22 protein-coding genes are annotated in these 26,135 nt (G+C 39.3%); 21 read left to right on the top strand and 1 reads right to left on the bottom strand.

The window, feature by feature from the left end; translation table 11 throughout:
* Positions 1 to 361: 361 nt before the first annotated feature.
* From SAR116_RS05080 to SAR116_RS04980, 21 genes are read left to right on the top strand one after another with little or no spacing between them, the layout of a single operon-like run.
* Positions 362 to 2,218 carry a thiamine pyrophosphate-binding protein gene (locus SAR116_RS05080; protein ID WP_013045869.1) on the top strand — a complete coding sequence of 619 codons (1,857 nt, stop codon included), beginning with the start codon at positions 362 to 364 and terminating at the stop codon, positions 2,216 to 2,218.
* A gap of 28 nt (positions 2,219 to 2,246) precedes the next feature.
* Positions 2,247 to 3,050, top strand: coding sequence for a class I SAM-dependent methyltransferase (locus SAR116_RS05075; protein ID WP_013045868.1), 804 nt, complete (start codon positions 2,247 to 2,249; stop codon positions 3,048 to 3,050).
* Positions 3,047 to 4,141 (top strand): MFS transporter, encoded by a 1,095-nt coding sequence (locus SAR116_RS05070; protein ID WP_013045867.1) that lies wholly within the window; start codon positions 3,047 to 3,049, stop codon positions 4,139 to 4,141. Before SAR116_RS05075 ends, SAR116_RS05070 begins: the two co-directional genes overlap by 4 nt.
* Complete coding sequence (locus tag SAR116_RS05065; protein ID WP_013045866.1) at positions 4,125 to 5,732, top strand: hypothetical protein; 1,608 nt, start codon at positions 4,125 to 4,127, stop codon at positions 5,730 to 5,732. The genes SAR116_RS05070 and SAR116_RS05065 overlap by 17 nt, the downstream gene beginning before the upstream one ends.
* Before the next feature lie 45 nt (positions 5,733 to 5,777).
* Positions 5,778 to 6,722 (top strand): glycosyltransferase family 2 protein, encoded by a 945-nt coding sequence (locus SAR116_RS05060; protein WP_013045865.1) that lies wholly within the window; start codon positions 5,778 to 5,780, stop codon positions 6,720 to 6,722.
* 57 nt (positions 6,723 to 6,779) lie between these two features.
* Entirely contained in the window at positions 6,780 to 7,931 is a 1,152-nt protein-coding gene (locus SAR116_RS05055; protein ID WP_041860772.1) for an MATE family efflux transporter, read from the top strand.
* A complete protein-coding gene (locus tag SAR116_RS05050) occupies positions 7,906 to 9,045 on the top strand; it encodes a glycosyltransferase family 4 protein (protein ID WP_013045863.1) in 1,140 nt (379 codons plus the stop codon). Before SAR116_RS05055 ends, SAR116_RS05050 begins: the two co-directional genes overlap by 26 nt.
* Positions 9,038 to 10,057, top strand: a complete 1,020-nt coding sequence (locus SAR116_RS05045) for a glycosyltransferase family 2 protein (RefSeq protein WP_013045862.1) — start codon at positions 9,038 to 9,040, stop codon at positions 10,055 to 10,057. The genes SAR116_RS05050 and SAR116_RS05045 overlap by 8 nt, the downstream gene beginning before the upstream one ends.
* 5 nt (positions 10,058 to 10,062) lie before the next feature.
* Positions 10,063 to 11,007 (top strand): NAD-dependent epimerase/dehydratase family protein, encoded by a 945-nt coding sequence (locus SAR116_RS05040; RefSeq protein WP_013045861.1) that lies wholly within the window; start codon positions 10,063 to 10,065, stop codon positions 11,005 to 11,007.
* Positions 11,004 to 11,768 (top strand): NAD-dependent epimerase/dehydratase family protein, encoded by a 765-nt coding sequence (locus SAR116_RS05035; protein ID WP_013045860.1) that lies wholly within the window; start codon positions 11,004 to 11,006, stop codon positions 11,766 to 11,768. Before SAR116_RS05040 ends, SAR116_RS05035 begins: the two co-directional genes overlap by 4 nt.
* Positions 11,765 to 13,540: a carbamoyltransferase C-terminal domain-containing protein gene (locus SAR116_RS05030; protein ID WP_013045859.1), complete on the top strand. Its 1,776-nt coding sequence runs from the start codon at positions 11,765 to 11,767 to the stop codon at positions 13,538 to 13,540. The genes SAR116_RS05035 and SAR116_RS05030 overlap by 4 nt, the downstream gene beginning before the upstream one ends.
* A gap of 1 nt (position 13,541) precedes the next feature.
* Positions 13,542 to 14,477, top strand: coding sequence for an NAD-dependent epimerase/dehydratase family protein (locus SAR116_RS05025; RefSeq protein WP_148212256.1), 936 nt, complete (start codon positions 13,542 to 13,544; stop codon positions 14,475 to 14,477).
* Positions 14,478 to 14,491: 14 nt separating this feature from the next.
* The gene (locus SAR116_RS05020) at positions 14,492 to 15,478 is read left to right on the top strand and encodes a GHMP family kinase ATP-binding protein (RefSeq protein ID WP_013045857.1); all 987 of its coding nucleotides are present in this window, start codon (positions 14,492 to 14,494) and stop codon (positions 15,476 to 15,478) included.
* Between the two features lie 15 nt (positions 15,479 to 15,493).
* Positions 15,494 to 16,702, top strand: coding sequence for a hypothetical protein (locus SAR116_RS05015; RefSeq protein WP_013045856.1), 1,209 nt, complete (start codon positions 15,494 to 15,496; stop codon positions 16,700 to 16,702).
* Complete coding sequence (locus SAR116_RS05010; protein WP_013045855.1) at positions 16,702 to 18,336, top strand: DUF2079 domain-containing protein; 1,635 nt, start codon at positions 16,702 to 16,704, stop codon at positions 18,334 to 18,336. Before SAR116_RS05015 ends, SAR116_RS05010 begins: the two co-directional genes overlap by 1 nt.
* Positions 18,337 to 18,355: 19 nt before the next feature.
* Positions 18,356 to 19,126, top strand: coding sequence for a glucose-1-phosphate cytidylyltransferase (gene rfbF, locus SAR116_RS05005; RefSeq protein WP_013045854.1), 771 nt, complete (start codon positions 18,356 to 18,358; stop codon positions 19,124 to 19,126).
* Entirely contained in the window at positions 19,111 to 20,178 is a 1,068-nt protein-coding gene (rfbG, locus tag SAR116_RS05000; RefSeq protein WP_013045853.1) for a CDP-glucose 4,6-dehydratase, read from the top strand. Before rfbF ends, rfbG begins: the two co-directional genes overlap by 16 nt.
* 13 nt (positions 20,179 to 20,191) lie before the next feature.
* Complete coding sequence (gene rfbH, locus SAR116_RS04995) at positions 20,192 to 21,505, top strand: lipopolysaccharide biosynthesis protein RfbH (RefSeq protein ID WP_013045852.1); 1,314 nt, start codon at positions 20,192 to 20,194, stop codon at positions 21,503 to 21,505.
* A 4-nt stretch (positions 21,506 to 21,509) separates the two neighbouring features.
* Positions 21,510 to 22,550, top strand: a complete 1,041-nt coding sequence (locus SAR116_RS04990; RefSeq protein ID WP_013045851.1) for an NAD-dependent epimerase/dehydratase family protein — start codon at positions 21,510 to 21,512, stop codon at positions 22,548 to 22,550.
* Between the two features lie 53 nt (positions 22,551 to 22,603).
* Positions 22,604 to 23,716: a glycosyltransferase family 4 protein gene (locus tag SAR116_RS04985; RefSeq protein ID WP_013045850.1), complete on the top strand. Its 1,113-nt coding sequence runs from the start codon at positions 22,604 to 22,606 to the stop codon at positions 23,714 to 23,716.
* A complete protein-coding gene (locus SAR116_RS04980; RefSeq protein WP_013045849.1) occupies positions 23,716 to 24,927 on the top strand; it encodes a lipopolysaccharide biosynthesis protein in 1,212 nt (403 codons plus the stop codon). Before SAR116_RS04985 ends, SAR116_RS04980 begins: the two co-directional genes overlap by 1 nt.
* A 54-nt stretch (positions 24,928 to 24,981) precedes the next feature.
* Here the strand turns inward: SAR116_RS04980 and SAR116_RS04975 are convergent, their stop codons facing one another.
* A complete protein-coding gene (locus SAR116_RS04975; RefSeq protein ID WP_049757485.1) occupies positions 24,982 to 26,115 on the bottom strand; it encodes a glycosyltransferase in 1,134 nt (377 codons plus the stop codon).
* Positions 26,116 to 26,135: the final 20 nt, after the last annotated feature.

Below are 26,135 nucleotides of genomic sequence, written 5' to 3'. Positions count from 1 at the left end.
ATGAGAGAGGATCTGCCAAATATGAATATGAGCCAGGAAACTAACCCATTGTGCGTCAAGAAAATAGCACGATGTAGGATTGTTGTTTCTGGTTTTACTAAGGTAGCACAGAAAAGATACAACAAGTTTTGTAAAATAGAGTAAAAAGCGAAGAGCAGATCCTTTTACAAGGCGTATAACACATCTAATTGACGCCTTTGATAAAATAGAACTACTCTTCTTGTCTGTCTTGACCAATTTAGGGGAAATCTTTAGGATGCAATTAAAATCAATTCGTCTTTTTCCTGACTGCATTCGTGGTTAAAACAGGTAAAATTTTATTATGATTTGTTTTTTTTAGTTCGTGCTGGAAGAAAAAGAAATGTATGAAGATGCTAATTCCAACATGAACGTCGCAGATTGGATTGCCGCATTTCTGCATGCGATAAGCATTAAAAATGTTCACGGCTTGATGGGCGGCGGGGCCGCAGGCTTAAATGATGCCTTTATCAGAAATTCTGAGATTAAATACATTAGCTACCATCATGAGCAAGGGGCAGCCTATGGCGCGCTTGCGGAAAGCCGCTTAACGAAATTTTTTGCAGTGGTAAATCCCACAACAGGATGTGGCGGAACGAACTGTTTGACGCCTGTCGTAAACGCTTGGCAAGATTCTGTTCCTTTGGTGGTCATATCTGGAAATGTGCCAATAGCGACATGTAGCGAACATCTAAATGAAGTTAACGACATTTATGTCAGATGTTATGGCATTCAAGAGCATGACATCATTGAAAACATGTCATCTGTGACCAAGTTTGCGAAGACCGTAAAGAGCGAAGCCGAACTGTTTGATAGTTTCCTTGACGCGTTCGTTATTGCGAATACGGGCAGGAAAGGGCCGGTATGGTTGGATGTGCCTCAAGACGTACAGCATCAGCTTGTATCTGCTCAAACACGTGATAAACTCAAAATCGTTGCAGAAAAATTACAGGCATGTATCTTTGCGAAAGTTTCAAACGAGTTTCAAGTAAACGCTGACAGTCTATCTCATTTTGAAGCGTTGCTACAATCTTCGAGACGACCTCTTGTTTTATTAGGTGGCGGTGCAAGCAGCGATAAGGAAACAAAAAAAACAGTCCAAGAGTTCGTGGAAAGACATAGACTACCAGTCGTGGCGTCCTATGCGGGAACCAATATCATCAGCCATGACATTGAACATTATTTAGGTTGCGTTGGTATCAAAGGCAGTCGTGCAGGCAACTTTGCCGTTCAAAATTGTGATTTGCTTATTGTGTTAGGCTCAAGACTTCCTTTTGCGGTTATCGGATATGATGTTGCAAGCTTTGCAAAGCAAGCAAACATATTTGTTGTCGATGTTGACAATAATGAATTGCAGAAAAATGAACTTAATTTTACGCAAAACATATCTCAATGTCATGCAAGCATCATCAATTTTTTAGAGGCCGTAAACTTATCTAATCCAGCTATAGAGGTAGAACCGGATTGGTATCAAAAATGCGTTACCTCTGCCCAAAAGTGGGACGTTATTGCTTCTAATTTATCTCATTATGACTATGATGGAATTAGCATCTACCATGTTCTTGATGAGTTCAAATCCGAAGCATATGACGCGTGTAATTTTGTCATAGATGCTGGTAGTATAAGTTATGCTGGGCCTGTTGGCCTTCATTACAGACAAACGCGCAATTTTGTTTTCTCACCTGCTCAAGCTGATATGGGCTGCGCTTTGCCATCTGCAATTGGAACGGCGTTATCATCTGACGCCAAAACGATCACAATTACGGGCGATGGCAGTTTCATGTCCAACTTACAAGAATTGGCGACCTTATCTTACCATAAAGCAGATGTTGTTGTGATCTTACTTCAAAATAAAGGCTATATGAGTATATCGAATACACAAAAAAATAACTACGGAAACAGCATTTGGGGTGAGCATGAAGGTAGGGGCATTATGTTCCCTGACTTTGAAATATTAGCATCTAGCTTTGGGTTGCAATATGTGAAAGTTGATACCGTAGCTGACTTGCCGTCACTCAGGACCTTGAATGGTCCTGTGATAGTAGAAGTCTGCTGTGTTGAAGATGAAGTCATTGCGCCGTTCCAAAATCGAATAGATGGAAAACAAGCTGGCATGCATGACATGGCTCCGCATCTGTCAATTGAAGAGCTAAAGTCACTGTCGAGTGTCGACCTTGAATTTGTTAGAGATAAAAGTTAATTAAATTCAATTTTTGCAAAGTAACCTTATGACTAGTTCAAATTCTAAATATTCAGAGATGTTTGAAGGAAGATTTGTTGATACGCTTCAGTATCAGAAAAAATCTGCGCTTGAAAATTTCTATTTCAAACATTCCCCGAGCACTTTTACGCAAAAGAGTTTAGTTGATTTATTTGGGGCAATAAATCCAAAGAACGCTAAAATATTGGATTTAGGCTGTGGCCGTGGCAACCAGCTATTGCCGCAGCATGGCCATGTTGTGGGTGTTGATGTATCCAGGGCAAGCGTTGATAACGCGCAGAAGATATATGATGAGGCGTTTGTATTAGACGTATCAAAGGGCTTGCCATTTGATGATAATTCGTTTGATGTGATTTTTTCCTCAGAAGTATTTGGGCATATTTTTAATGAGCATAAAGACTTCATTTTTGAAGAATGTCAGAGGGTGTTAAAGCCGTCAGGTCACTTCCTTGGCAGTATTGAGACGGCAGGCGATAACTGGCTGACCCGTGTGCTTATCAAAAACAACGTTTATGAAGAGAATTGGATTGACCCTTGGGGGCATGTGGGCCTAGAGCCATATGATAAATATATCGAGAGAATTGCTAACTTTTTTGCGCTAGAAAAGCACTTTCCAGGCTCTACTTTTGTCTATCCAGCAGATGTTATATTCCAATGCTCAAAGATCGTAAGATATGGGGGCGTTCTTAAATATAATTGGATGAAGCGCCTTCATAATTTAGTTGTATCACCTTGGTTTAAAGACAGTATCACGATGCGTCATAGGGCGGCCGCAAACAACCTCATTTTTTTAGCTAAGAACAAAAAATGATTTGGAGAATAAAAGGAAATATCAACAGCTCTGCATTTTTTGGCAGGAAACAGAAAATCATTTCAGCCATTCTGTCCTTAGTTATTTGTGTTTCTGTTTTGCTTTTTTTCACAAGTGAAAATCTACCAATCCCCGAAGAAGATGTGTCTGCGTTACCGCTGGTTGTTCAAAATGAAAACCAAAGTTTGGGTTTCGGATTTTATAACGCCATTAAACTAAATGGCGTGTGTGACGCTACAATTTATTTCAATGAAAAATCTTCGTTGGATATCAACTCGTTCATTACTGACATTTCTTTCAAATATGTGAACGGTGAAATTCAACCTGATATATTGTCAAAGTTAACATTCTCTGAGGCGAGAATTGGCGATATGACTATTTCTGGTAACCATTTGAAGCAAATCGTACATGACATAAATCATTTTTCGATATTGGATTTTACGTCATTGCAACATATCGGAACTTGGATTTCAATTCTTGAAAGTCAGACGGTGTCTATCATAGATATCAGTGAAGTTGGCTCTGCCTATGTGAAGCTTCATGATACGAACTCATGCAATAGAACTATTGAACTAGATGCTGAAAGCTCATCTATAGATGAGGATTTCCGTTTGGCAAAAATTCAACAACTTGAAGGGGAGCTAAGACGCAGTTGGATAGGGGCATTGATGCTAAATTTGAAAGCAATTTCAAATGAGAACTCTATCATCCAAAAAGGTTACTACAAGGTAAGCCAAGGGCCGTTATTGTTATCAGGTGCATTGATGTTAGTGCTTATGTTGTTTTCTAAGAGTGTCGCATTTGTTGCTATGTACAGTCTTAATTCAATGTATTTTTTCCTAAACCAAGGCTCTCTTAGCGCATTGGCTTCGCTCTTTTTTGTCACCTTGGGCGTCATAATATGCTCTTATCTTTCAAAGCGACAAAATATTAGTATCATCATGGTGAGCATCATTTTATGCGCTATTTTAACGGAGTTTTTCTTCTCGCATTATTCTTTTGTGTCTTTTGCGCTTAATTCATTGGCTATCACTAGTATCTATTGCTTTTTGATTTCTTTTTGGGGGCAGTCTGATGAAAGGAACATTTAGAGTGCCAGCCATCATATATGGCCACCTCTTTATCACGGCGCTTTGTTTTGGGTTCTTTGGATATAATCTATCTTATCTAGACCTTAGTTTGATGTCTGACCCTTGGATGTATTTTGAGCTATTATTAGAGCGCGAAGATACAAAAATATATGGCGTTGAGACCGTCTTATTTTATTTTCATTTGCTACCCATTGCTTTCTTCTTAGCAATAGATGTCTTAGATGTTCCTTTTGAGTATAGAACCGGTGTCTGGTTTGTTTGCCTCTTAAATTTCGGTTTTTTTGCCTTTTATAAATTATTTCATAAAATAAGCTCTATGGCAGACCATCCATCGCAATTTAGTGAAGCGGGCATCGTTTTGCTATCCGTCGCTGGGGTAATAAATTTTTTCACGCTAACGCAAATGGAAAGCGGCTATGCAAACCTCCATTATTTTGGCGTTATATTCTATTGTTTTGCGGTCATTCATTTTGCACATTCACTGCAATCAAAATCGTTAAATATATTTGCGTTTTTATGGCTGGTAATAGGCGCCCAATTCATAACGACACAAATAACCTATTATGCTATCGGCCTGATTGGCGCGTTTGTGTTGGGTATGATTTTTATTCGTTGGCAAGACGTTCTTAAAACTTTGTCATTAACACTATTATGCAATTCTTGGTTTGTCTTTCTTACGCTTTTTAGTGTTTTTCAAGATACTAGCTTTGCAAATTATTTTGTGCAAGCTGAAGATTTTCAATTTTATGCTCGCTATTCGCTTCCTCATTTGGTGGCGCAATTATCGGGTAATTGGGCCACCGTGACAGGTTCTAGCCATTTCGGCGCTGCCTTAGATGATGTACCGTTTACCTCATTATTATCGTCGCTTATCTTCTTTGTGTTTGTATCTGTTTGCCTGACACGCGCACATCCAGATGATAATGTGTCTAGAAAGCTCATTATGGCAACAGCCTTTTTCTGGTTTGCAACTATGAGCGCGAACTTGTTTTCACCTGTTGCGTATCTCATTCATATTTTAGGTGACATGTTGTCGCCTGTTTTGATTTTCAGAAACACTATAAAGTTTTTCACCTTAGTCATAATGTTCCTGCTTCTCACTTTGTTATTAAGGGGCACAAAAACGCATTTGTGGCTCATGTTGATTTATACAGGTTTTTGTGTCTTGTTATTAGTCGGTGTGGGAGTTGTATCACCCATTCTGAAGGCAGAAAAGGTACCGCCCTATTGGGCTTCTGTCGAGAATTATGTCAACAAGAGTGACGATGCTACAATTTTGCTTACACCATTTTCTTTTAATTCTCACTTCCATTGGGGGGCATATAATGGCTATCGATATGGCGTACCCTTCACTCCAAATGGACAAGTTTTATTCAAAACGTTGGCGCATCCCAATAATAGAATTATTGACGATTTAGAGAGGGCAATATCTCAGGGAACATTCTGTGCGTCGCTCAAGGAAATAGGTATTACGCATGTAATCAACCGCAGCGATGTTATCACAGACCGACATGTAGAATTAGATCATTATGATTGCCTATTATTAGCAGAAAAATTTTTCCCAATTTTTATTTATCAAACAAAGTACTAAATGTGTTAACTAAATCTATATAATCCCTTCAATATCGCGGTTGTCATGGACAAATCTAGGAAAACAATTGTTGTAATATCACCCGTGTATAATGAAGAGAATTCAATCTCTTTATTTGTTTCTGAACTGGATAAAGTGGTGAGTGGGACGCATGACATTGATTTCTCGGCGATACTAGTCAATGATGGCAGTGAAGATGGCACATGGCAGTGTATCGAAGCGTTGTGTCAGAAATATTCTTTCCTTAAAGCGATAGATCTATCTAGAAATTTTGGAAAAGAGCGCGCTCTTACAGCTGGTCTTGACCACCATAATGACGCAGATGCCGTTATCTTTATTGATAGTGACTTGCAGCACCCCCCTAAATTAATTCCAGAATTTATATCGCGATGGCAGGAGGGGCATGAGGTCGTAATCGGGGTCAGAAATACGGCTACGACGACGAATATGTTCCGTAAATATTTTGGGGGTATATATTACGCATTTGTCAGAAAATTTAGTGAGATAAGCCCCATACCAAATAGTACGGATTTCAGGCTGTTAGACCAAAGTGTTGTTGAGGCAATCAGGCAGATAGGCGAAAAGGATCGTATTTTCCGAGGCATTGTTGATTGGGTTGGTTTCAATAGAACCTTTGTCTTTTTTGATGTTGACGAGAGAAGTAAAGGGCAAACAAAATTTTCAGCCTTCAAACTAATCGACCTTGCTTTAAGTTCCATAACCTCTTTAACCACCGCACCTCTGAAATTCACGTTTATATTAGGAGTTTTGAATTTGGTGATTGGTTTGTCAATGTTCTTTGTCATGATGGTTGATAAGCTGTTTTTTGATTTTCTTAATGCCTCGCCAGCGGCGTTTGTGTTGGTTCTTACATTCAGTAATTTAGGCCTTATTCTTTTGGTTTTAGGCGTTATTTCACTCTACCTATCAAAAATCGCGACCGAAGTGGCAGGCAAGCCTATCTATATCATTAGAAGAAAGATTCTGTAAAAATTGGTTTTACTTAATTTTTTTCTCGCATCTGGCGCGAACCTTTTGAATGGCGGCATGAATTATGCGCTACAGTTGCTCCTGGTGGCTTACTTAAACCCAAAAGATTTCGGTGACTTGGCGTTTCTTATGTCTCTTTGCCTCATTGTTGTTGCCCCTTGCTCTGCTGCGTCTTTCAGTATTGCGCGACTGGTAAGCAATAAGAATAATTTTCGAAAATATTTTGAAATTAATTGTTTGTTTTCAAATTATTTATATCTTTCGTTCGGTTCTCAATTATTGTTTGTAGCCCTATTCTTTGCGGTTTCGCGATTCGGCATTTTCAATTCAGAGTTTCCTTTTGATACGCTATCTTTAGTGTTTTTCTTTTCCTTTTGCACATTGCTTACCATTCAAACAAAAGTCTTTGCCATTTTATGGGGAGAAAATCGTATCCCAATACTCTCGCTTTGTGGATTATCGATAGCATTGTTGAAGATACTATTTATTTGGATTTGGCATGAAGATATTTATCAAGTCATGATGGCCATACTTCTCGCCCATGCTTTGATAGTAATCTTGACACTTTTTTTAAATAAATATTTAAACATCACAAAGCTTAAATCGTTCAAATTGAAACGCATCATTCAGTTTTTACGTGATGAAGGACGCTTTTTTGGTGTCGTTATTTTTTCAGCGCTCATTATTCAGTCTGATGTCATTATTGCGAAAACAGTATTCTCCGAAGAAATTGCAGGGCAGGTTGTAACAGCTCTTGTTTTATCTAAAGCAGTTTTCTTTATAACTTCTTCCCTCGGCATGGTCGCATATCCCATTCTAAGCCGCATAAGTTTGTCGCAGCGAGGGTTTTTGATCCTTATATTGGGAACAATAGCGATAGGCACTATATGTGCTGTGATGTTTTACGCCTTTTCTGAATTCGTTTTGACAACGCTTTACGGCAACATTAGTTCGTTAACTGTTGAAGTTCTAAAAATTTATGGATTTGCACTAATTCCCATTGGGATATTTTCAATTATCGAACATATTGGCTTTGCAAAAGGGGAAACTCATATTTTGGTGTTCCAGGGACTGTTGGTTTTGTTTCAACTGGCGGCATCTATTTGGTTTGTATCTCAGCCAAGTGACTTTAGCGTTGCCTTTTTAGTGGTCAATTTTTCTGTGGCTTTTATGTTGGTGGGATATGTCTGGTATCGAAGATTCACATAAAATTAAAACAATCATTTGGTTCAGCTGGAAGGATAGCGACCACCCCAAAGCAGGGGGCGCTGAGGTTATATCATCTTCTATAATGAAATGGCTTGTGGCCGAGGGAAACAATGTTGTTCTTTTCACATCAAGGCCAAAAGGCCTTCCTGCTTTTGAAGGAAAAGACGGTTATTCTGTATATAGGCAAGGCAATGCAATAACGTGCTACCCGCTTTGTGTGTTAAAATATTTACGAGGTAAAATGAACGCTGATTTGATTGTTGAAGAGGTAAACACTGTTCCTTTTTTCATATCGCTGTTTACCTCCAAGCCAACTGTCTTATTTTTTCATCAGCTTTGCAAAGAAGTGTGGTTCTACCAACTTCCTCGCACAGTTGGCGCCTTTGGATTTTTGCTTGAAAAAATTTGGCTATTTTTGCTCTCAGGAAAATCAGCTGTACCTATGTCAAACAGCACAAGACATGATTTGCAAAAACATGGATTTCAAAAAATATCTTCCCCTGTTATTGAAGGGGTGGAAATTACCCCACGCGAGGCATTTAATAAGACGACATTCAAAGGTCGGATTTTAAGTTTTGGGTCCATTCGTCCTATGAAAAGAACAATAGAACAGCTTGAGGCGTTTGAGTTAGCAGCAGATAAGTGCCCTACGCTTACTTTGGATGTCTTTGGGTCTGGTTCAGGTTCGTATTTTGAGAGATTTATGAACTGTCTAGAAATATCTCGTCATAAGGACAAAATAACTTATAGAGGGCATATGGCCGAGGGTCAAAAAGCTAGCACATTGCAGCTTTTTGATATTTTATTGATGACCTCTGTTAAAGAGGGGTGGGGGCTTACGATAACAGAAGCCGCTACGCAAGGCGTTACAACCATTGCTTATGATGCAGATGGTTTAAGAGATGCGGTTAAAGACGGGGTTTCAGGCGTTATTTGTAAGGATAATTCGCCAAGGGAAATGGCTAGTGAGATTGTGAAATTAGCACAGGATAGCAAAAGCATTAAGACATTAGCCTATAACGCTTGGGAATATAGCTTTGAGAATAATTTAGACAATACAAATAAGAGTTTTAAACAAGCTCTGTTCGAATTAGGTATTTTTACCAATGAATAAAAGTGATTTTTTGCCATCAGTTACGGTCACAATGATCAGCTATCAAGACGAAACAATAATTGAGACTTGCTTACAGTCCATTAGAGAACAAGACTATCCGCAAGACAAAGTGGTTATACAATTAATCGATGGTGGTTCTACGGATAGAACGGCTGATATAGCCGAAAAATATGGCGCTATATTCAAATCAATGCCAGAATTGAAAAATTATGCCTCACGAAGAGGGGGCCTTGCGCTAACGACACCTTCAACAGAGCTAAGCTTGTTTTTCTCAGCTGATAATCGGTTTGGCTCTCCTTTAACATTGTCGAAAATGGTTGCTGCCTATCTTGAAACAAAGTCTCTTGGGGTTTCAACGCTACGATACGCACATGTGAGAGATGATAGACCCATCTCTCGCTATTTTGCGTTAAATGGTGGAACTGATCCGCTTGTGGTGTTTTTGAGGCTTAATGATAGGTTGGCTTATGATGAGAAAATTTGGGGAATCGCGTTTGACGCTGACCAATATGAGTTTGGCTTATTGGCAAATTTCTCATCATTTCGCAATTTTCCGACAATCGGTGCTAATGGATTTCTGTACCCGACTAATATGTACAAGAATTCACATTACGCAAGCGATGGTTTGCATATAGACATGGCATATGAGGCCAGCAGAAAGTCAAAAGGCGGGTTTGCCTTTGTTGAGGGTGAAACAATTCATCATTGTATTGATACCTCAGTCATTGCCTTTGTTAAAAGGCGTGTTCAATACGCTGGTGATTACCAATTCGCAGAAAAAAGATTATATAAAATTTTTGATAGTCATTCGGCTTTCTGGTGCATTGTTTTTGCGATCTATTCAATTACCTTTATTTTTCCTATCTTGAGAGCTATAAAGGGCTACTTTTCAAAGCAGGATATAGCTTGGTTCTTACACCCTATCATTTGTTTTGCATTTACGGTTGGTTACAGCTCGTTCGCATTCAAAATGGGTCTCAAAAAATGTAAAGAGAAATTAAGGTTAAATTGATTAAAATGAAAAGAGTTTTGATTACAGGTGCAAGTGGCTTTCTTGGGTCCAATTTACGTGTCGCACTCGAAAAAAGTGATAAAAAATTCGATTGTATTTTTTTAAATTCATCCGACTATGACTTAACAGAATTATCACAAGCCTCCAAAATGGTGAAAGAGCATAGGCCAGATGTTGTGATTCATCTCGCTGCCTTATCTGGTGGAATTGGCGCGAATACCGAGCGCCCTGCCGACTTCTTTTTTGAAAATTCTCTTTTGGTCACAAATGTATTTCAAGCATGTGGTTCGCTTGGTGTAAAAGACATGATTTATACAATGGGGGGGTGCAGCTATCCAAATTCTGCATCATCTCCGATATCTGAAGGTGAAATGTGGGAAGGTATGCCGCAGGGTAACAGCTCAGCTTATTCGGTTGCCAAGAAGATGGGCATAATCGCTGGCCAGGCTTATGAAAAACAATATGGTTTAAAAACAAAAGTGCTAGTGCCTGGAAATCTATATGGGAAATATGATAATTATAATTTAGACAACTCACATGTTATTCCAGCCTTAATTAGAAAATTCCATGAGGCAAAAATCTCAAATTCGCCAAAGGTAAATCTTTGGGGAACGGGCTCTCCAATTCGTGATTTCGTATACGCGGAAGATGTCGCGTCAATTATTGTTGATTTAATTGACTTTAAACATATCGAGACGCCAATGAATCTTTCATCTGGCAATGGCATTTCAATTAAAGAGCTCTCTGAGCTTGTCGCATCAGTTGTTGATTATAAAGGTGTTCTTGAATGGGACACTAGCAAACCAGATGGTCAAAAAGAGAAGGTTTTTGATGTTGCGTTGATGGAAAGTTGGGGCTTCAAATGCGACACGAATTTGATGCAAGGGCTGAGGAAAAGTTACGATTGGTTCTCCACTAATTATGAGGTTGAGGGAGCTATAAGGCTTTGAGGTATTTTGTTTTAGGCGGAGAAGGGTTTATTGGCAGGGCGATAGTTAGTCACTTTGAGAGGCAGAACGCTGACGTCCAAGTCATAACCAGAAAAAATTACCAAAGCCTAATAGGCGAGAGTTGCGATATATTTATCAACGCCAATGGTAATTCAAAAAAATATTTGGCAGATAAAGACCCAGAGTTAGAATATCAACTTTCAGTTGAAAGCGTTCGTAAATCATTAAAAGACTTTTACTTTAAGAAATATGTTTTACTTTCCTCAGGTGAAGTTTACCCAGATGTCAGCACGGGTAGGCTCTGTGAAGAAGATGAAGAGATTAACGAAGATAACCTATCAAATTATGGTAAAAACAAACGGATGGCTGAGCGAGAAGTGCAACAGGCTTGTTCTAATGCTATTATTCTGAGGCTTGGTGGCTTGGTAGGAAAAGGGCTATCGAAGAATCCGATTTATGATATCTCTCATAACGAAAAACTATGGGTATCAGCCGATAGTGAAATGCAATATGTTAACGTTGCGTTTGCAGCAAAATTTATTAGCGAACTGTTAGACAAGTCTCATTCAGGAATTTATAATTTAACTGGTAAAGGGCATTTAATATTATCTGATCTTATCAATGCCGTTTCATCCAAGAGTGAAATTTCTCCTGATACGCCATTAGTAAAATATAATCTAAGCGTGAAAAAAGCATGTGAAATTCTTGAAGTGCCAGCTACGACGGTCACTGTTATGGAATTTTTGGAGACAAACAAATGAAAATATTAGGTTTACTATTTGGTCATAATTCATCATGTGCTCTCATTTCGCAAACACTGGTGGGGGCGATCTCAGAAGAGCGTCTAACTAGATCGAAAAACTCGACTGATTTTCCAAGAGAATCATCATTTGCGCTTTTGGGCGAAACCTCAATAACAGCTGATGAATTGGACTGCGTTGTTGTTGCGTCACGCGCAATCCCTTTTGTTAAGGAAAAAAATATAGAAATTTATAATGAAGAGCGCGTTGGTGTTGGGACGTCTTGGCAATCTAGAGTAAAGCTAATTTTAAATGAAATTCACTATAGGATGCCGTTCCTAAAGCCAATTTTTAGCGCTCTTTATCAGCTGAATTATCGCTATCTGATGTCAAGCGGTTACCAACGTTTGGTAACAGAACGAATTAAACGTGAGTTGAAATGTGAAACATTGGATGTGGTGTATGCAGACCATCATCTATGCCACGCCTACACAGCCTTTTACGGATTTGTGCCGCATCAAGAAAGGAAAAAACCATTTCTTGTATTCACATTAGACGGTGAAGGCGATGGATTATGTGCGACTATTTCAACGGTTGCAGATGGTGAATGGCGCTTGGTATCAAAGACAAAAGCAGGGAATTCTATTGCAAGCTTTTATGGCTCTATTACGAAATTCTTGGGCATGAAGATAAATGAACATGAATATAAGGTGATGGGGTTAGCACCTTATTGCACAAGTCCAGAAATACAAGATTTGGCGAATTTGTTCCGTTCGCAATTTACCATCAATCCAGACTTAAGCTTCTCTGCCATTGGGGGCGGAAATTATTTTGACAGGTGGCTTCCTGCAAAATTAAAGCATAAGCGCTTTGATTTGGTGGCTGCGGCTGCACAATTGTTTGTCGAAGAAATTGCAGCGGAATGGATACAGCTAACCATACATAAATATGGCATTTCAAACGTCGTTTTAAGCGGAGGCTTTTTCATGAACATCAAAGTGAATCAACATATCCGCACATTAAAGGCAGTTGATAAGATGATTGTTTGCCCTAGTGGCGGTGATGAATCCATCGCTTTAGGTGCGGCCTATTACGGTCTTAAATTGAATGGCATTGAGCCTGGTGAGGCGCATGAAGCGAAAAGCCTGTATCTCGGAACAGCCATTCATAAAGTGGAATGTGAGGCTCTCTATGAGAGGATAAAAGCTGATGGCAAATACAAAGCTGAGTTTAAGTCAGATATTGTAGATGTGGTAGCACAACTTTTAGCCGATAATAAAATTGTAGCGCATGTGGATGGCCGAATGGAATTTGGCGCAAGAGCGCTTGGTAACCGTTCTATTTTAGCTAATGCGTCAAATACAGCCAGTGTTAGAACCATTAACAAACAGATTAAAGGACGTGATTTTTGGATGCCGTTTGCCTGTAGCATGTTGGAAGAGAAGGCAGACATGTATTTGGATGTTGATACATATGAATCCCTTGAATATATGGCAGTTGGGGCTAATACAAAGCCGTTAGCAAAAAAACATCTGGCCGCGGGCATTCACCAATATGATGGGTCTGCACGCCCTCAAATTGTTAAAAAAGAACAAAATCAGAAGTACCACGCTATTTTGTCACGGTATCATGAATTAACAGGTATGGGGGGTTTCTTGAATACCTCACTTAATTTGCATGGAGAGCCTCTTGTGTGCTCAGCAGAAGATGCTTTTTCAACATTCGAACGGTCTGGCCTTGAATATCTGGTAATTAGGAACCTTCTAATCTCAAAAAATGGAATGGATTCATAAGATGGAAACAGTACTTTTAACTGGCGGAGCTGGGTATATTGGCTCGCTTCTAACGGGTTATCTTTTAAAGGCTGGCTATAAAGTTGTTGTGGTCGACAATTTCTTATATGACCGTCAAACACTCAATCAATATTGCGCGAATGAGAATTTCAGTGTCATAAAATCAGATGTTCGTGATGTGGATAATTACAAGCATTTGGTGGCAAAAGCAGATATCATCATTCCACTGGCAGCAATTGTCGGCGCGCCTGCATGTGCGAGTAAGCCAAAAGATGCTGCAACAATAAATGAAGCCGCTGTTTATGATCTGTTTGATATGACGGCCAAGAGCCAGCTTATCATTATGCCAACAACAAATAGTGCCTATGGCACAGGGGACGAAAATAATTTCTGTAACGAAGAAAGCCCTTTGAACCCTATTTCCCAATATGCCAAAGAAAAGGTAGCTGTTGAAGCGCGCCTGATGGAACGCGCGAATTCAATCAGTTATAGATTGGCAACTGTATTTGGGATGTCTCAAAGAATGAGACTAGACCTGTTGGTAAATGACTTTGTTTACAGAGCAAAAACAGATGGATTTGTTGTGTTGTACGAGCCTCATTTTAAGCGAAATTATATTCATATCCGCGATGTAACACGCGCTTTTGTGTATGCTATCAAAAACGTTGATAGCATGGTTGGCAATGTCTATAATGTCGGCCTTTCAGATGCGAATATTTCCAAATTTGAATTGTGTGAAAGAATTCAGCAACAGCTACCGAAATTCATTTTCCCGATTGCCGATAATCAAAAAGACCCAGACCAAAGAAATTATATCGTGTCTAATGAAAAGTTGGAGAAAACAGGCTTTATGCCAACGCATTCCCTTGACTTTGGTATAGAAGAACTCATCAAGGGCTACTCTATGATTTCAAAGCATCAATATACTAATCTTTAGGGAAGATTGCTGTAATGATAATAGTCAAGACACCCTTGCGCGTGAGTTTATTTGGTGGTGGCACGGATTATCCCTCTTACCTCGAGAATAATGACGGCATTGTGATAGGCTCTGCCATCAATAAGTTCAATTATGTTTATGTGAACGGCAATCCTTTAAATAATGATTCAGAATACCGTTTGAATTATTCCATAAGAGAGAGTGTGCCCAATATATCGGATATAAAGCATAACTCTATCAGAGAATGCTTTCGGTTTTTTGAGATTGAACCACCATTTGAGTTGCACTCATTAGCTGAGCTTCCAGCAAGAACGGGGCTAGGTTCTTCATCTGCCTTTACGGTGGGACTGATAAATGCCCTTTCACTTTATAAAGGAGAGAGGCTAGATGCGAAGAAGATTACAGAACTTGCGCATGTGATCGAAATCGAAAAAATCGGTGAAAATGTTGGTCTGCAAGACCAGATTCTAACCTCACTAGGTGGATTCAACATCGTTGAATTCAAAGACGGAAGCTTTACTTTATCTAATGAGGGGCTTAACCAAAAAACCATAGCTAGCCTCGAGCGAAACATGGTGATGTTCTATCTTGGAAGCCAAAGATCTGCGCCGCAAATATTAGATGAGCAGATTGCGCGTAACTTAAACAAGAAAAATGATTCCACATTGCGTGAGATGACTGACATAGCTTTAGAAGCTAAGAGAATACTCACAGATAGTGACGCGAGTGAACCAGTGCATGAGATTGGCAAATTACTGTGTGAAAGTTGGGCATTGAAGAAAAAATTATCTTCTCAAGTATCAAATGATTTTGTTGATGAAATATATACAAAAGCGATGGATTATGGTGCCTTTGCAGGAAAGCTTTTGGGGGCTGGAAAAACGGGAATGATGTTATTCTTGGCCAAGCCAGATCAACATAAAACATTAGAAATGGCTCTATCACCTCGCAAAAGAGTCAATTTTGAATTCTGCTGGGATGCCTCAAAACCAGTTGGCTGATAAGAAAAAATTTCAATGTCAAAAACCACCTCTTGTCTTGTATCGATTATCCATCACCTCAGAGATGGCAAGGGGCATGTGCTTCCTTACCACAAATCATTAGCAAAAGTATCTGAGGTGCTGAAAATAGAACATATTTTCATATTGCCAGATGAGACATCTAAATTTTTTGCACCTGCGTCAAAGGTGATTAGTTTTTTTGCCCCGCACAGAAGTCTTGAACTTGAACGCCAAGATATGATGAAGCTCGTTCTGTCTTGGCGATTTGTGTTTTTGTTTTTGGACACAATGAAGCTTGGTCTAGATTTACGAAAAATTTTCAAATCGCTTGATAAAAGTTACATATATAAAAACGTCTTTTTTGAATCCTTCAACCCTTTCCAACTTGCTGCGTTATTTGTCTCGTTTTTTATGTTCAAAAATAAAAAAGACTGGCACATAATTTTGCTCCTCAGAGGAAGCGATAAGTGGGGCAATGGGTTATATTGGCTTCAATCCAAAGGATTTCACAGAGCCTTTAAGTTGCTCTTTTGGGTCAATGATATTTTTAAAATAGTCCCGAATGTGGTTTTGACCTCTGATAGTGAGAAGGTCGCCATTCGTCTGAGAGAGTATTACCGAAGGCCTGTCACAGTACTTCCCATTCCTCATACGCCAGATGTGTTGCCAGAGCTACCAAAAAAGACAAAGACACACACACAACTCTGGTGGCCAGGGCATCCTCGTTTGGATAAAGGATCTGAAGTGATTTCGGAATTCATCAGCAGAAAAGATGAGTACCTTGCGAAATTTCAATTGAGTCTGTCAAAATCTGACCTCGTGCAGACTGAGGCAGCGCATATCCAAATTGAAGAATTATCCCCCAATTTAGATGTGGACGAATATAATTTATTATTTTCCAAAATGGATGTCATTTTGCTTCCCTATTCAAAAGATGTTTATAATGAGTCAACTTCAGGCGTGTTTGTTGAATGTATTTTTGCCGAAAGACCCGCGTTGGTTCCAAATGAAACATGGATGGCTTATGAATATGAAAAGTTCGGTTTGCCAGAATTGATTTTTGATGCCTCAGTTGACGGTATGGTTGAGAGTTTACGACATGCTGAGATGCCATCAACCTTAGAAAAATTGCGAAACATGTCTAAACATTATAGAGATTTTCACTGTGTTGATGGGTTTGCGCATGAAATACGCGATGTTCTACCTTTCTTAAAGGAAGTTTAATGTCTCAGTCAGCGGACATTCAGCAGAATAGCATAAGAGTGTTTCATCATGTGATGCTTTTTGTGGCTACTCTGGTGTTTGGTGCCTCTGTGGTTTTAAGCGTTATCACCTTTGAGCAATTTTTCCTTAATAACAAAGCCGCGTCATTAGTTCTTCGCTTGGTCGCTATTCCAATTGTTTTTTCATTTATTGGGGTGTTATTTTTTAAGTTGAGCAATTTTGAAATGCCCAAAATCAGCACTTATGAAAAGCGGCTGTTTATGGTTATAAGTCTGGTTCTTGTGAGCTTGATGATAAGTCTCAAGCTTCTGAAATATATTAACTTAAACTATGAGCTTTTTGATTTAGGCCTGTATTATCATCAAATTCAATCTATCAAACTTGCCCCTAATCTGTTTGATAAATTGCTGTTTTCGTTAAAAGGACATTTTCACCCCAATCTTGTTATTTTTTCAGTTATTGAACAAGCCTTTGGGTTTTCGTCTATATTAGTTTTTCAGACTCTGTTTTTGGTTTCGTCACTTTACCCCTTATATAAGTTGGCAGAAATTCATTTCGAAAACGTAAAATTACAAATGCTAGTGATGTTAGCGTTTTTGATATCTCCTGTTATTCATTTTCTAGACATATTAGGGTTTCATCCCGATCATGTGTTTTTGCCATCAATTCTATGGCTTTCGTATTTCATGACTAAAAATAACAAAGTTGGGTTCTTTATTTTTACTGCCACAGCGGTGACTGCGGGCGAGCAATGGATGCCAAGTTTGTGCGCTTTGTTACTTGTTTACAAAGCCGATAGAGGCATTGTGAGGCATGCCCGCATCATGGCATTTGCAGTGTTTAGCATCTTTATTTTTTATCTTTGGTTTAAACTGACTAACAGCCAAGTTTATTCTGTTTTCCATCAGCCTGCCGATGCCGTATCTATTTATTCTGACCCAGCCATTTGGATAAAGAAACTATTCTTTGGATTTTGGATAGGCGCTGCCTTTTTGCCTTTTGTTGTGATGAATGCAAGATTGTCCATTGCGCTCATACCAGCCATTGCAAAGATACTTATAGTGTCTGAGGAATATCATGTTTCGGTGGAAGGGCATTACACCTATGATATTATGGCCATATTGTTTTTGATCGTTGCAACTGTTGATATAAAACAACTAGCAAAAAAGATGAGAGCCCTATGCCAAATATGTCTCTGCATACTACCTTTTTATTTTTTAGGTCAGGGCATAGGGCACGGGTCAATGCCATATAGTGTAAATTTCCATTCAAAGTTTAGCGCCTCAACATTTAATTATAGCAAATACTTGGCGAATAGTAGTATGTTTCAAATGTCAAAAATGAACGATTGGATTAGTCAGAATAGTGCGCTTTCAATAGGCGTCACTAATGACGCTTTCGTTCCAAAATTTGCTCATCGGCTTCATTATGGCCTGATAAATAAAAATGAGGATTTTGACGTCATTATATTATCAAAAAAAGCTAATCAAACATTCGGAAGTAAACTGGATGAGACGCATAACAGGTTATGGCTCAAGAAGTGGCAGGAAAACTTGCCATTGGTAGGGTATAAGACCATTTATACAGACGACTATTATACTATCTTTTCACGAGTTCAGGCTCATATGGACTAAATAAACTTAGGGCTATAACATGAAATTAGTAATACTTGCTGGCGGTTTTGGGACAAGAATTTCCGAAGAAAGTGAGAGCAAACCAAAGCCGATGATTGAAATTGGTCAAAAGCCTATCCTATGGCATATCATGAAATATTTTTCAAACTTTGGTGTTGAAGAGTTCATAATTTGTGCGGGATATAGAGCCTATCAAATCAAGGAATATTTTTTCAATTATCATCTCCATAATTCTGACCTTGTTGTGAGCTTGAAAGATGGCAAAATCGAAACGATGCATACGCAGGCAGAAAATTGGAAAGTGACTGTGATTGATACTGGTCTGAACACAATGACAGGCGGGCGCATAAAGCGTATCGAGCCGTATTTAGGAAGCGATGAGAGATTTCTGCTAACGTATGGCGATGGCCTAGGTGACGTGAATATCAGAGATTTAATAAAACAGCATATGGAAGATAAGGTGCTTGCTACGGTGACAGCTGTGCAACCCCCAACACGGTTTGGCAATCTAGAAATCGCTCAGGCTAATAGGGTTAGACAATTTGTGGAAAAGCCAGATACATCATCTTTTGTCAGTGGTGGGTTCTTTGTGCTCCATAGAGATGTTATTAATTTAATTGAAGATGATACGACTGTTTGGGAACAAGAGCCGTTGGTAAAGCTGGCTAGCCAGAATGAGTTATCTGCCTATAAGCATCATGGATTTTGGCAACCGATGGATACTCTTCGAGAACAAAGATATTTAGAAGCTTTATGGAATGAAGGCCAAGCACCATGGCAAGTTTGGTAGTGGATAAAAATTTTTGGGAAGGCAAAAAAATCCTTCTTACAGGGCATACAGGTTTCAAAGGGGCATGGTTATCTTTTTGGTTAAAACAACTTGGTGCTGATTTATTGGGGTTCTCTCAAGCTGGCTTGCTTGAAAGTCGTTTTTACACAGATGTGACGAGGGGTAAGATTGCCGAGGAAAATGGTGATATTCGCTCCCGTGAAAGCTTGCTAAAAGTCATAAATGAGTTTCAGCCTGATATTGTATTCCATCTTGCTGCCCAACCACTGGTTTTGGCATCTTATGAAGACCCTCTTACAACGTTCGATACTAATATTATGGGCACACTAAATGTGCTAAATGCTGTTTGTGAAAGCACAAAAAAAATTGCACTGATTAATGTGACCTCTGACAAATGTTATGAAAATGATGAAAGACAAACATCATTTACTGAGAGCGATAAGCTTGGGGGAAAAGACCCTTATAGCAATAGCAAGGCCTGCGCTGATTTAGTCTCAAGCTGCTATATGCATCTTGTAGAAGCAGCCAATAAATCGGATCACATTGGCATTGCCAATGTGCGCGCTGGAAACGTTCTTGGGGGTGGTGATATATCTTGCGATAGAATTGTCCCAGATATTCTATCTGCGGCTGATAGTCAAAAAGTGATTGAGATAAGAAACCCAAATGCGGTTCGTCCCTGGCAGCATGTTTTAGACCCGCTACGTGGCTATATTATTTTGGCACAAAATCTTTATAATCAGCCTCGTTATTTTAGCCAATCTTGGAATTTTGGACCCAGCAATAACGCGCATTCTTCTGTTGGCACATTAGTTGAACACCTAAAGGCGCGTCTTGATTTTAGCTGTCATATGTCAAAGGGAACCTCGAGGGCGCTTGAATCTAATTTTCTGTCGATTGACTCCACAAAGTCGAAGAATGAATTAGGTTGGAGTACATCCATACCATTTGAAGAGATTGTGCGCTTAACGGTGGAATGGCATCTTGCTGCAAATAACGGCCAAAACTTGGAAGAAATGTGTAAATCACAAATCGAATATTCTTTAAAATAGAAAGTAAATAAAGATGATTAACGAAGAGATTGCCTTAAGAGAAGAGATTGTTAAATTAACAAAAAAATACGCTGATATCAGGTTCAAGGCAGAAAAATTTGTTCCTAGTGTTACGCCTATCCCGCCATCAGGAAAGCTGATAGATGAAAAAGAGATCTCTAATATGGTAGAGGCCTCTCTTGACGGTTGGTTAACAACTGGCAGATTCAACGATGAATTTGAGCAGAAAATTGCTGAGAAAATGAACGTAAAGTTCGCTTTGACCGTAAATTCAGGCTCGTCTGCTAATTTGGTTGCCTTTTCTTCGTTAACAAGCCCACGTTTGGGTGAACGTGCGATTAAAGCAGGTGATGAAGTCATCTCAGTTGCTGCGGGTTTTCCGACGACCGTCAACCCAATATTACAGGTGGGCGCTGTACCTGTGTTTGTTGATGTTGTGTTAGGAAATTACAACATCAATCCTGCTCTTGTAGAAGATGCCATTACGAGCAAAACAAAGGCTATATTCTTGGCGCACTCATTGGGTAATCCCTTTGACTTAGACGCTATTGTGAAGATTTGTAAAAAATATGACCTATGGCTCATTGAAGATTGCTGCGATGCGCTAGGCACAACATATAATGGCAAGAATGTGGGAACCTTTGGCGATATTGCAACTTTAAGTTTCTATCCTGCGCACCACATAACGATGGGTGAAGGCGGACTTGTCTTCACCAATAGCAAAAAGCTTCAAATGATTGCTGAATCATATAGAGATTGGGGACGCGATTGTTATTGCAAACCTGGCTGTGATAATACGTGCGGCAAGCGATTTAGCTGGGAACTTGGGGACTTGCCGAAGGGTTATGACCATAAATATATCTATAGCCATAGAGGGTTTAACCTAAAGATAACTGATATGCAGGCAGCTTGTGGTCTAGCCCAGCTGGAAAAGGTGGATAGCTTCATTGCAAAGCGCCGCGAGAATTTTGCATTTCTTCATTCTGCTTTATCAGATCTCGAACAACATTATATTTTACCTAGTGCGACAGCAAATTCAAACCCATCTTGGTTTGGCTTTCCTATAACTTTAAGAGATGGACATTCAACGCCAAGGGTTGAATTGCTAAAGTTTTTAGATAGCAAGAACATAGGAACGCGTTTGCTATTTTCTGGGAATCTCACAAAGCAGCCTTACATGAAGAATGAGACATTTAGAGTGGCAGGAAGTTTGGAACAGACTGATCGTGTGATGAGAGACACATTTTGGGTTGGCATCCAGCCTGCATTGACACAAGAGATGTTGGAATTTTCTGCTGAGCAGTTGAGACAATTTGCTAAGAAGTAAATTCATGAAAGAGCAATATGGCATTGATACAGATTTTGACTTTATAAAGAGCTGTCTGGCATCGCATGATGTGGTCATAAAAGACAAAAGGATTTTGATCACTGGTGGGACAGGCTTCCTTGGAAGCTGGCTTGTAGCGTATCTTTTATGGGCCAATGACGTTCACGGTGACAATAATCACATTTCGATTGTGACAAGAGACAAATCACGATTTTTGTCCAATATGCCTGAATGCCGAAACAATCAGCTTGTGACGATAATAGAACATGACCTTGCCGTTCCCTTGGAGAGTGATACGTCTTTCGATCTTATCATCCATGGCGCAACTGATGTGCAAAAGGCTGTTTCAGATGATGATAGCTTCAATTGTGCAGCAATTGGCACGCAATCGATTATATCTATTGCCAAACTTAACCCTAATTGTCGGGTGGTATATCTTAGCAGTGGTGCTGTTTATGGCGCTAATGCGCCTGATGTGTGGTGCAAAGAGACTGACGGGCCAAGAGATCATGCTCTGGCGAGCTTGAACGCTTATACGGCTCAGAAAATTAGCAGTGAAGAGACATTATTAGTGGCTTCTGCTGGTGGGCAGTTTCGTTGTTCTGTTGCCCGTTGCTTCACATTTGTTGGTGCTTTTATACCGCGTACAAAACAATTTGCTATAAGTGAATTTATGCAAAATGCGTTAGCTGACGAAGATATCATATTATCAGGTAATGAATTAACTCAAAGGTCGTACTTATATTGTGCTGATTTTGTCGTTTGGCTTCTTGTCATCTTTATGCGAAGTGAAAATGGTGCGGTTATTAATTTGGGGTCTAATTCAGCCATTGCGATAGGTGATTTAGCATCAAAAGTAGTTGAGGTACTGGGAAGTAAATCAAGGATAGTCAAAGCGACCATGAGTCAAAACGCAACAGCGACATCCTATTTACCAAATACCGATAAGGCCGGGTCACAGCTGGGGTTGAGGCAATATACAACTTTTGAAGACGCTATTATAAAAACACGTCCTTGGTTCGACATAAGTGATGAAAATAAATAATAATAATCATACTATGCTTACACCGCGTCTTTGTAGGAACTTTATAGTATCAAATGGCTCATAATCGAAACATAACGGTTGGACTTGGTTGTAGCGCACTTTATAATGCAAGGCGAGATGGTATTACAAAATACACCGAAGGTCTGCTTTCAACGCCAAAGGAATGCGGTATTGCGTTTCAAAAAATCTTTTTTGGGTCTAAAAGGACGCCTCAAAAAAATGAGCTGCATTTGGCGTCAAAATACTCGATAGGCTCTTTTGTTAGCCAATTAAGCCATGGCCTGATTAACCCGCTGCGTTTTGATACAACAAATCTTGATCTGTTTCATAGCCCAGACCATCGGGCTCCTATGGGGTTGGGGATACCAATTATTGGCACTATTCATGATGTATTCCCCTTTGCCAACCCTGAATTTATGCGGCGCAGGTTTAATTATTTCGGCAAGCCAATTTTAGCAGGTAGCATCAGACCATTAGACCATGTGATTACAGTCTCTGAGTATTCTAAGGAACAAATTATTAAGTATTTTCCGTTCAAGGAAGAAATGGTTTCAGTTGTCTATAATGGTATAGATGATTTTTGGTTTGAAGAGGTTGCAGATAAGCAGGTTCAAAAAACGCTTAAAAGCTATCGAATTGACAATGATTTTTTTCTCTGCGTAGGGACATTTCAGCCTAGAAAAAATTACGCAAGAATAATAGATGCCTATAATCGACTAAGTATAACAGAACAAAAATATTGCAAACTCGTCATTGTTGGAGGAGGCGGTTGGCGCAATTCCGTAAGAGGTTTAATCACATCTAATGAGAATATCATTCATATAGAAGACGCCTCTGATGAAGCTCTTAGGTGTTTTTATAGAGCCGCAAAAACATTAGTTTTCCCGACCCTTGCTGAGGGGTTTGGCTATCCTATCATAGAGGCATTTGCGCAATGTTGCCCCGTAATCACATCTAATGTCACTGCAAATAAAGAGATTGCGAGAGATTACGCTTATCTTGTGAATCCTGAACAAACATCTGAGATTGTTGAAGCTTTGAAGCAGGCAATTTACGGGTCGGAAAACATCAGAGATATGAAGATACAAGCGCGCGACTACGTAAAGAATTTTTCAATTTCTGCAATGCAAGCTAGCACAGCATTCGTTTATGAAAAGTTGGTTTGATGACTCGTTCGGGTCACATTTTTCCAAAAATATTTCTACAATATCTGTCCCTCATCGTCTGTGGATTTATTTCCTTTGCGCTTGGTCTAATCATTGCAAAAGAATTAGGGCCCGCAAAATTTGGGATTTATCTTGTTCTATTTACCTATGGCGGATATTTTGCCCATTTCTTTGACTTGGGTTTGAAGACATTTATCTACAAAAATAATAACAAAACACATGATCCTTTAACTGGGGCATTGGTGAATTTTTGTTATCAATTTGTTGTTGTAATGGTATTGGCTTTGTTTATTTTTTTCTTTTTGCCAAGACATCTTTTTTCTTTCGCAGACTATTTTATGATGCTGATGGCGTTCGCGTCAATTAGCTCGCTACAATTATTTTTCAGTGCCCTAAAGGGGACTGGCGCATTAGGAAGTGAGGCATGGCTACAGTTTTTTTACAGGCTTTTATCGTTTTGCGTTATTCTGGCAGTCTTGCAATTCTCCGATAGGCTTGTCTTCATTTTCTTTGCCATGACAATAAGCGCCTGTTTAATGATTTGGTATTCATATGTAAAATTAGGCATAAAAATTACCTCTGCTGAAAAAGTGTTATTGTCCTCAACAGTGCCTTTTTTCACACTTGAACTCATGATTTCAATCTACACAAAACTAGAAGTATTGATGTTATCATTTCTATCAGTAGACCCCGTTCAAATTGGTCAATATGGCGTCGCCACGCGGATTATTGATGCACAACACACGGTTATATTCCCGTGCGCTGTCATTTATTTCAATATCTTAAAAGGTAATTTACACTTTGAGTTTGTCAGACGTTTAAGCTTACTATCTTTTTTAGGGCTTGTTGGGTTGCTTGGCGTGCTTGGCTATTTTGCGAGCTTATTAGTGATGCCTAGCTTAATCAGCTCTTTTTTTGGTGATGAATATGCTCTTTCTAGCGCTTTATACGAAAAGCTAGCGTTAGTACTAATAGCAAGCACATTGAATATATTCATTTTTCAAAAAATGATCTTTATGGGGGAGACCAAGACCTTGTTAATTTGCATGGTATTGGGATGCGTTATTTCCCTAGCGGCCAACCTGTCATTGACAGTGACTTATGGGTTATATGGCGCACTATATTCACGCGTCATTGTTGAATATGGCATTTTAGCGCTGTTTATTATATCGATTATCCTAACAAAGCCATTTACCTCAAAACCAAGCTGATTGAAGTGTTTTTGAGCACAAGTTAAATCATAGGCTATTGGGTGTTTTTCAAACTTAATTCTGAAGCTCTTTATATAGGTCTAAGTAATGCTGGCTCATGACTTTCGCGGTGTATTTTTGTTCAAACAAAAGACGCGCTTTTTGACCCATTTCTAATCTTACATGTTGATTATCTATCAAGAAGTTCATTGCGCTCGCTAAATCATTAGCTGACTTTTTGGATACAACAAGTCCGGTTTCCATATGCTGGTTAATGAGGTCAGTGCCTGTTCCCAGTTTTGTGGAGATCATTGGTTTTGAATGCGCACTTGCTTCTAGCAATACAATGCCAAAAGCTTCTGAACGCATGGTAGAAGGCAATACTAACGCAGAGCAGTTTGATAGTAGCGCATTTTTTTCTTGCTCTGTAACCGCGCCTAACAGAGTTACGTTCTTTATTGATTGTGTTTTAATTATTCTTTCAAGGTCTTCTTTTAAAGGGCCGTCACCTGCAATGATAATTTGGCTCTTTGTCTTTTTTGCTGCCTCTAGAAGTACTTTTAAGCCTTTATACCCTCGCAACGCACCTAAAAACAGCATGTAATCAGACATCAGAACCTCAGTCACTTTAGGCGCAAGTTCGGTTTCGGCCACTTTGTCCCAATCATCGGAAATGCCGAGCGGAATAACTTTTACCTTTGGCGCAAACTTTTTTAAGACAGCGCTAGATTCTTTGTATTTTTCGGAAGTTGCAACGATCACATCTACTTTTTTCAAAAACAGATATTGTAATGGTTTGTAGAAGAAGTACAGAAATTCATAACCAACAATGTCGGAATGGTAGGTTACAACTGACTTCATTTTTCTGCCAAATAAGAGAAACAGAATTTCTCCAAGGGGGTATGGAGAGTGAATGTGAATAAGGGAGTTTGGCGTTCTCAGCGCTCTAAAGTCTCGAAAAGCATTAAGTGAAAATGGTGTGGTTGCAATATAGCCGATTCTTATCGACCGTGTGACAGGCGTGCCATCCACCTCTATCAATTTTTGTTTTGTGTTGTCGCTTAAAACATGGATGTCTGATTGAACACCGTCCTTTCGTAAAAGGCGACATATCAATTCAATCACCTTCTCAATCCCCCCAAAAGTCTCAGGAAAATAGGATTTGAACAAATGGATTACGTGTATTTTGTGGGTTTCTTGATTAATCATAATATGGTTTCTAGAAAAGA

The organism is Candidatus Puniceispirillum marinum IMCC1322 (genome assembly GCF_000024465.1).
GTDB classification, from domain to species: Bacteria; Pseudomonadota; Alphaproteobacteria; order Puniceispirillales; family Puniceispirillaceae; genus Puniceispirillum; species Puniceispirillum marinum.
This window is presented reverse-complemented; position numbering and strand designations above follow the sequence as displayed.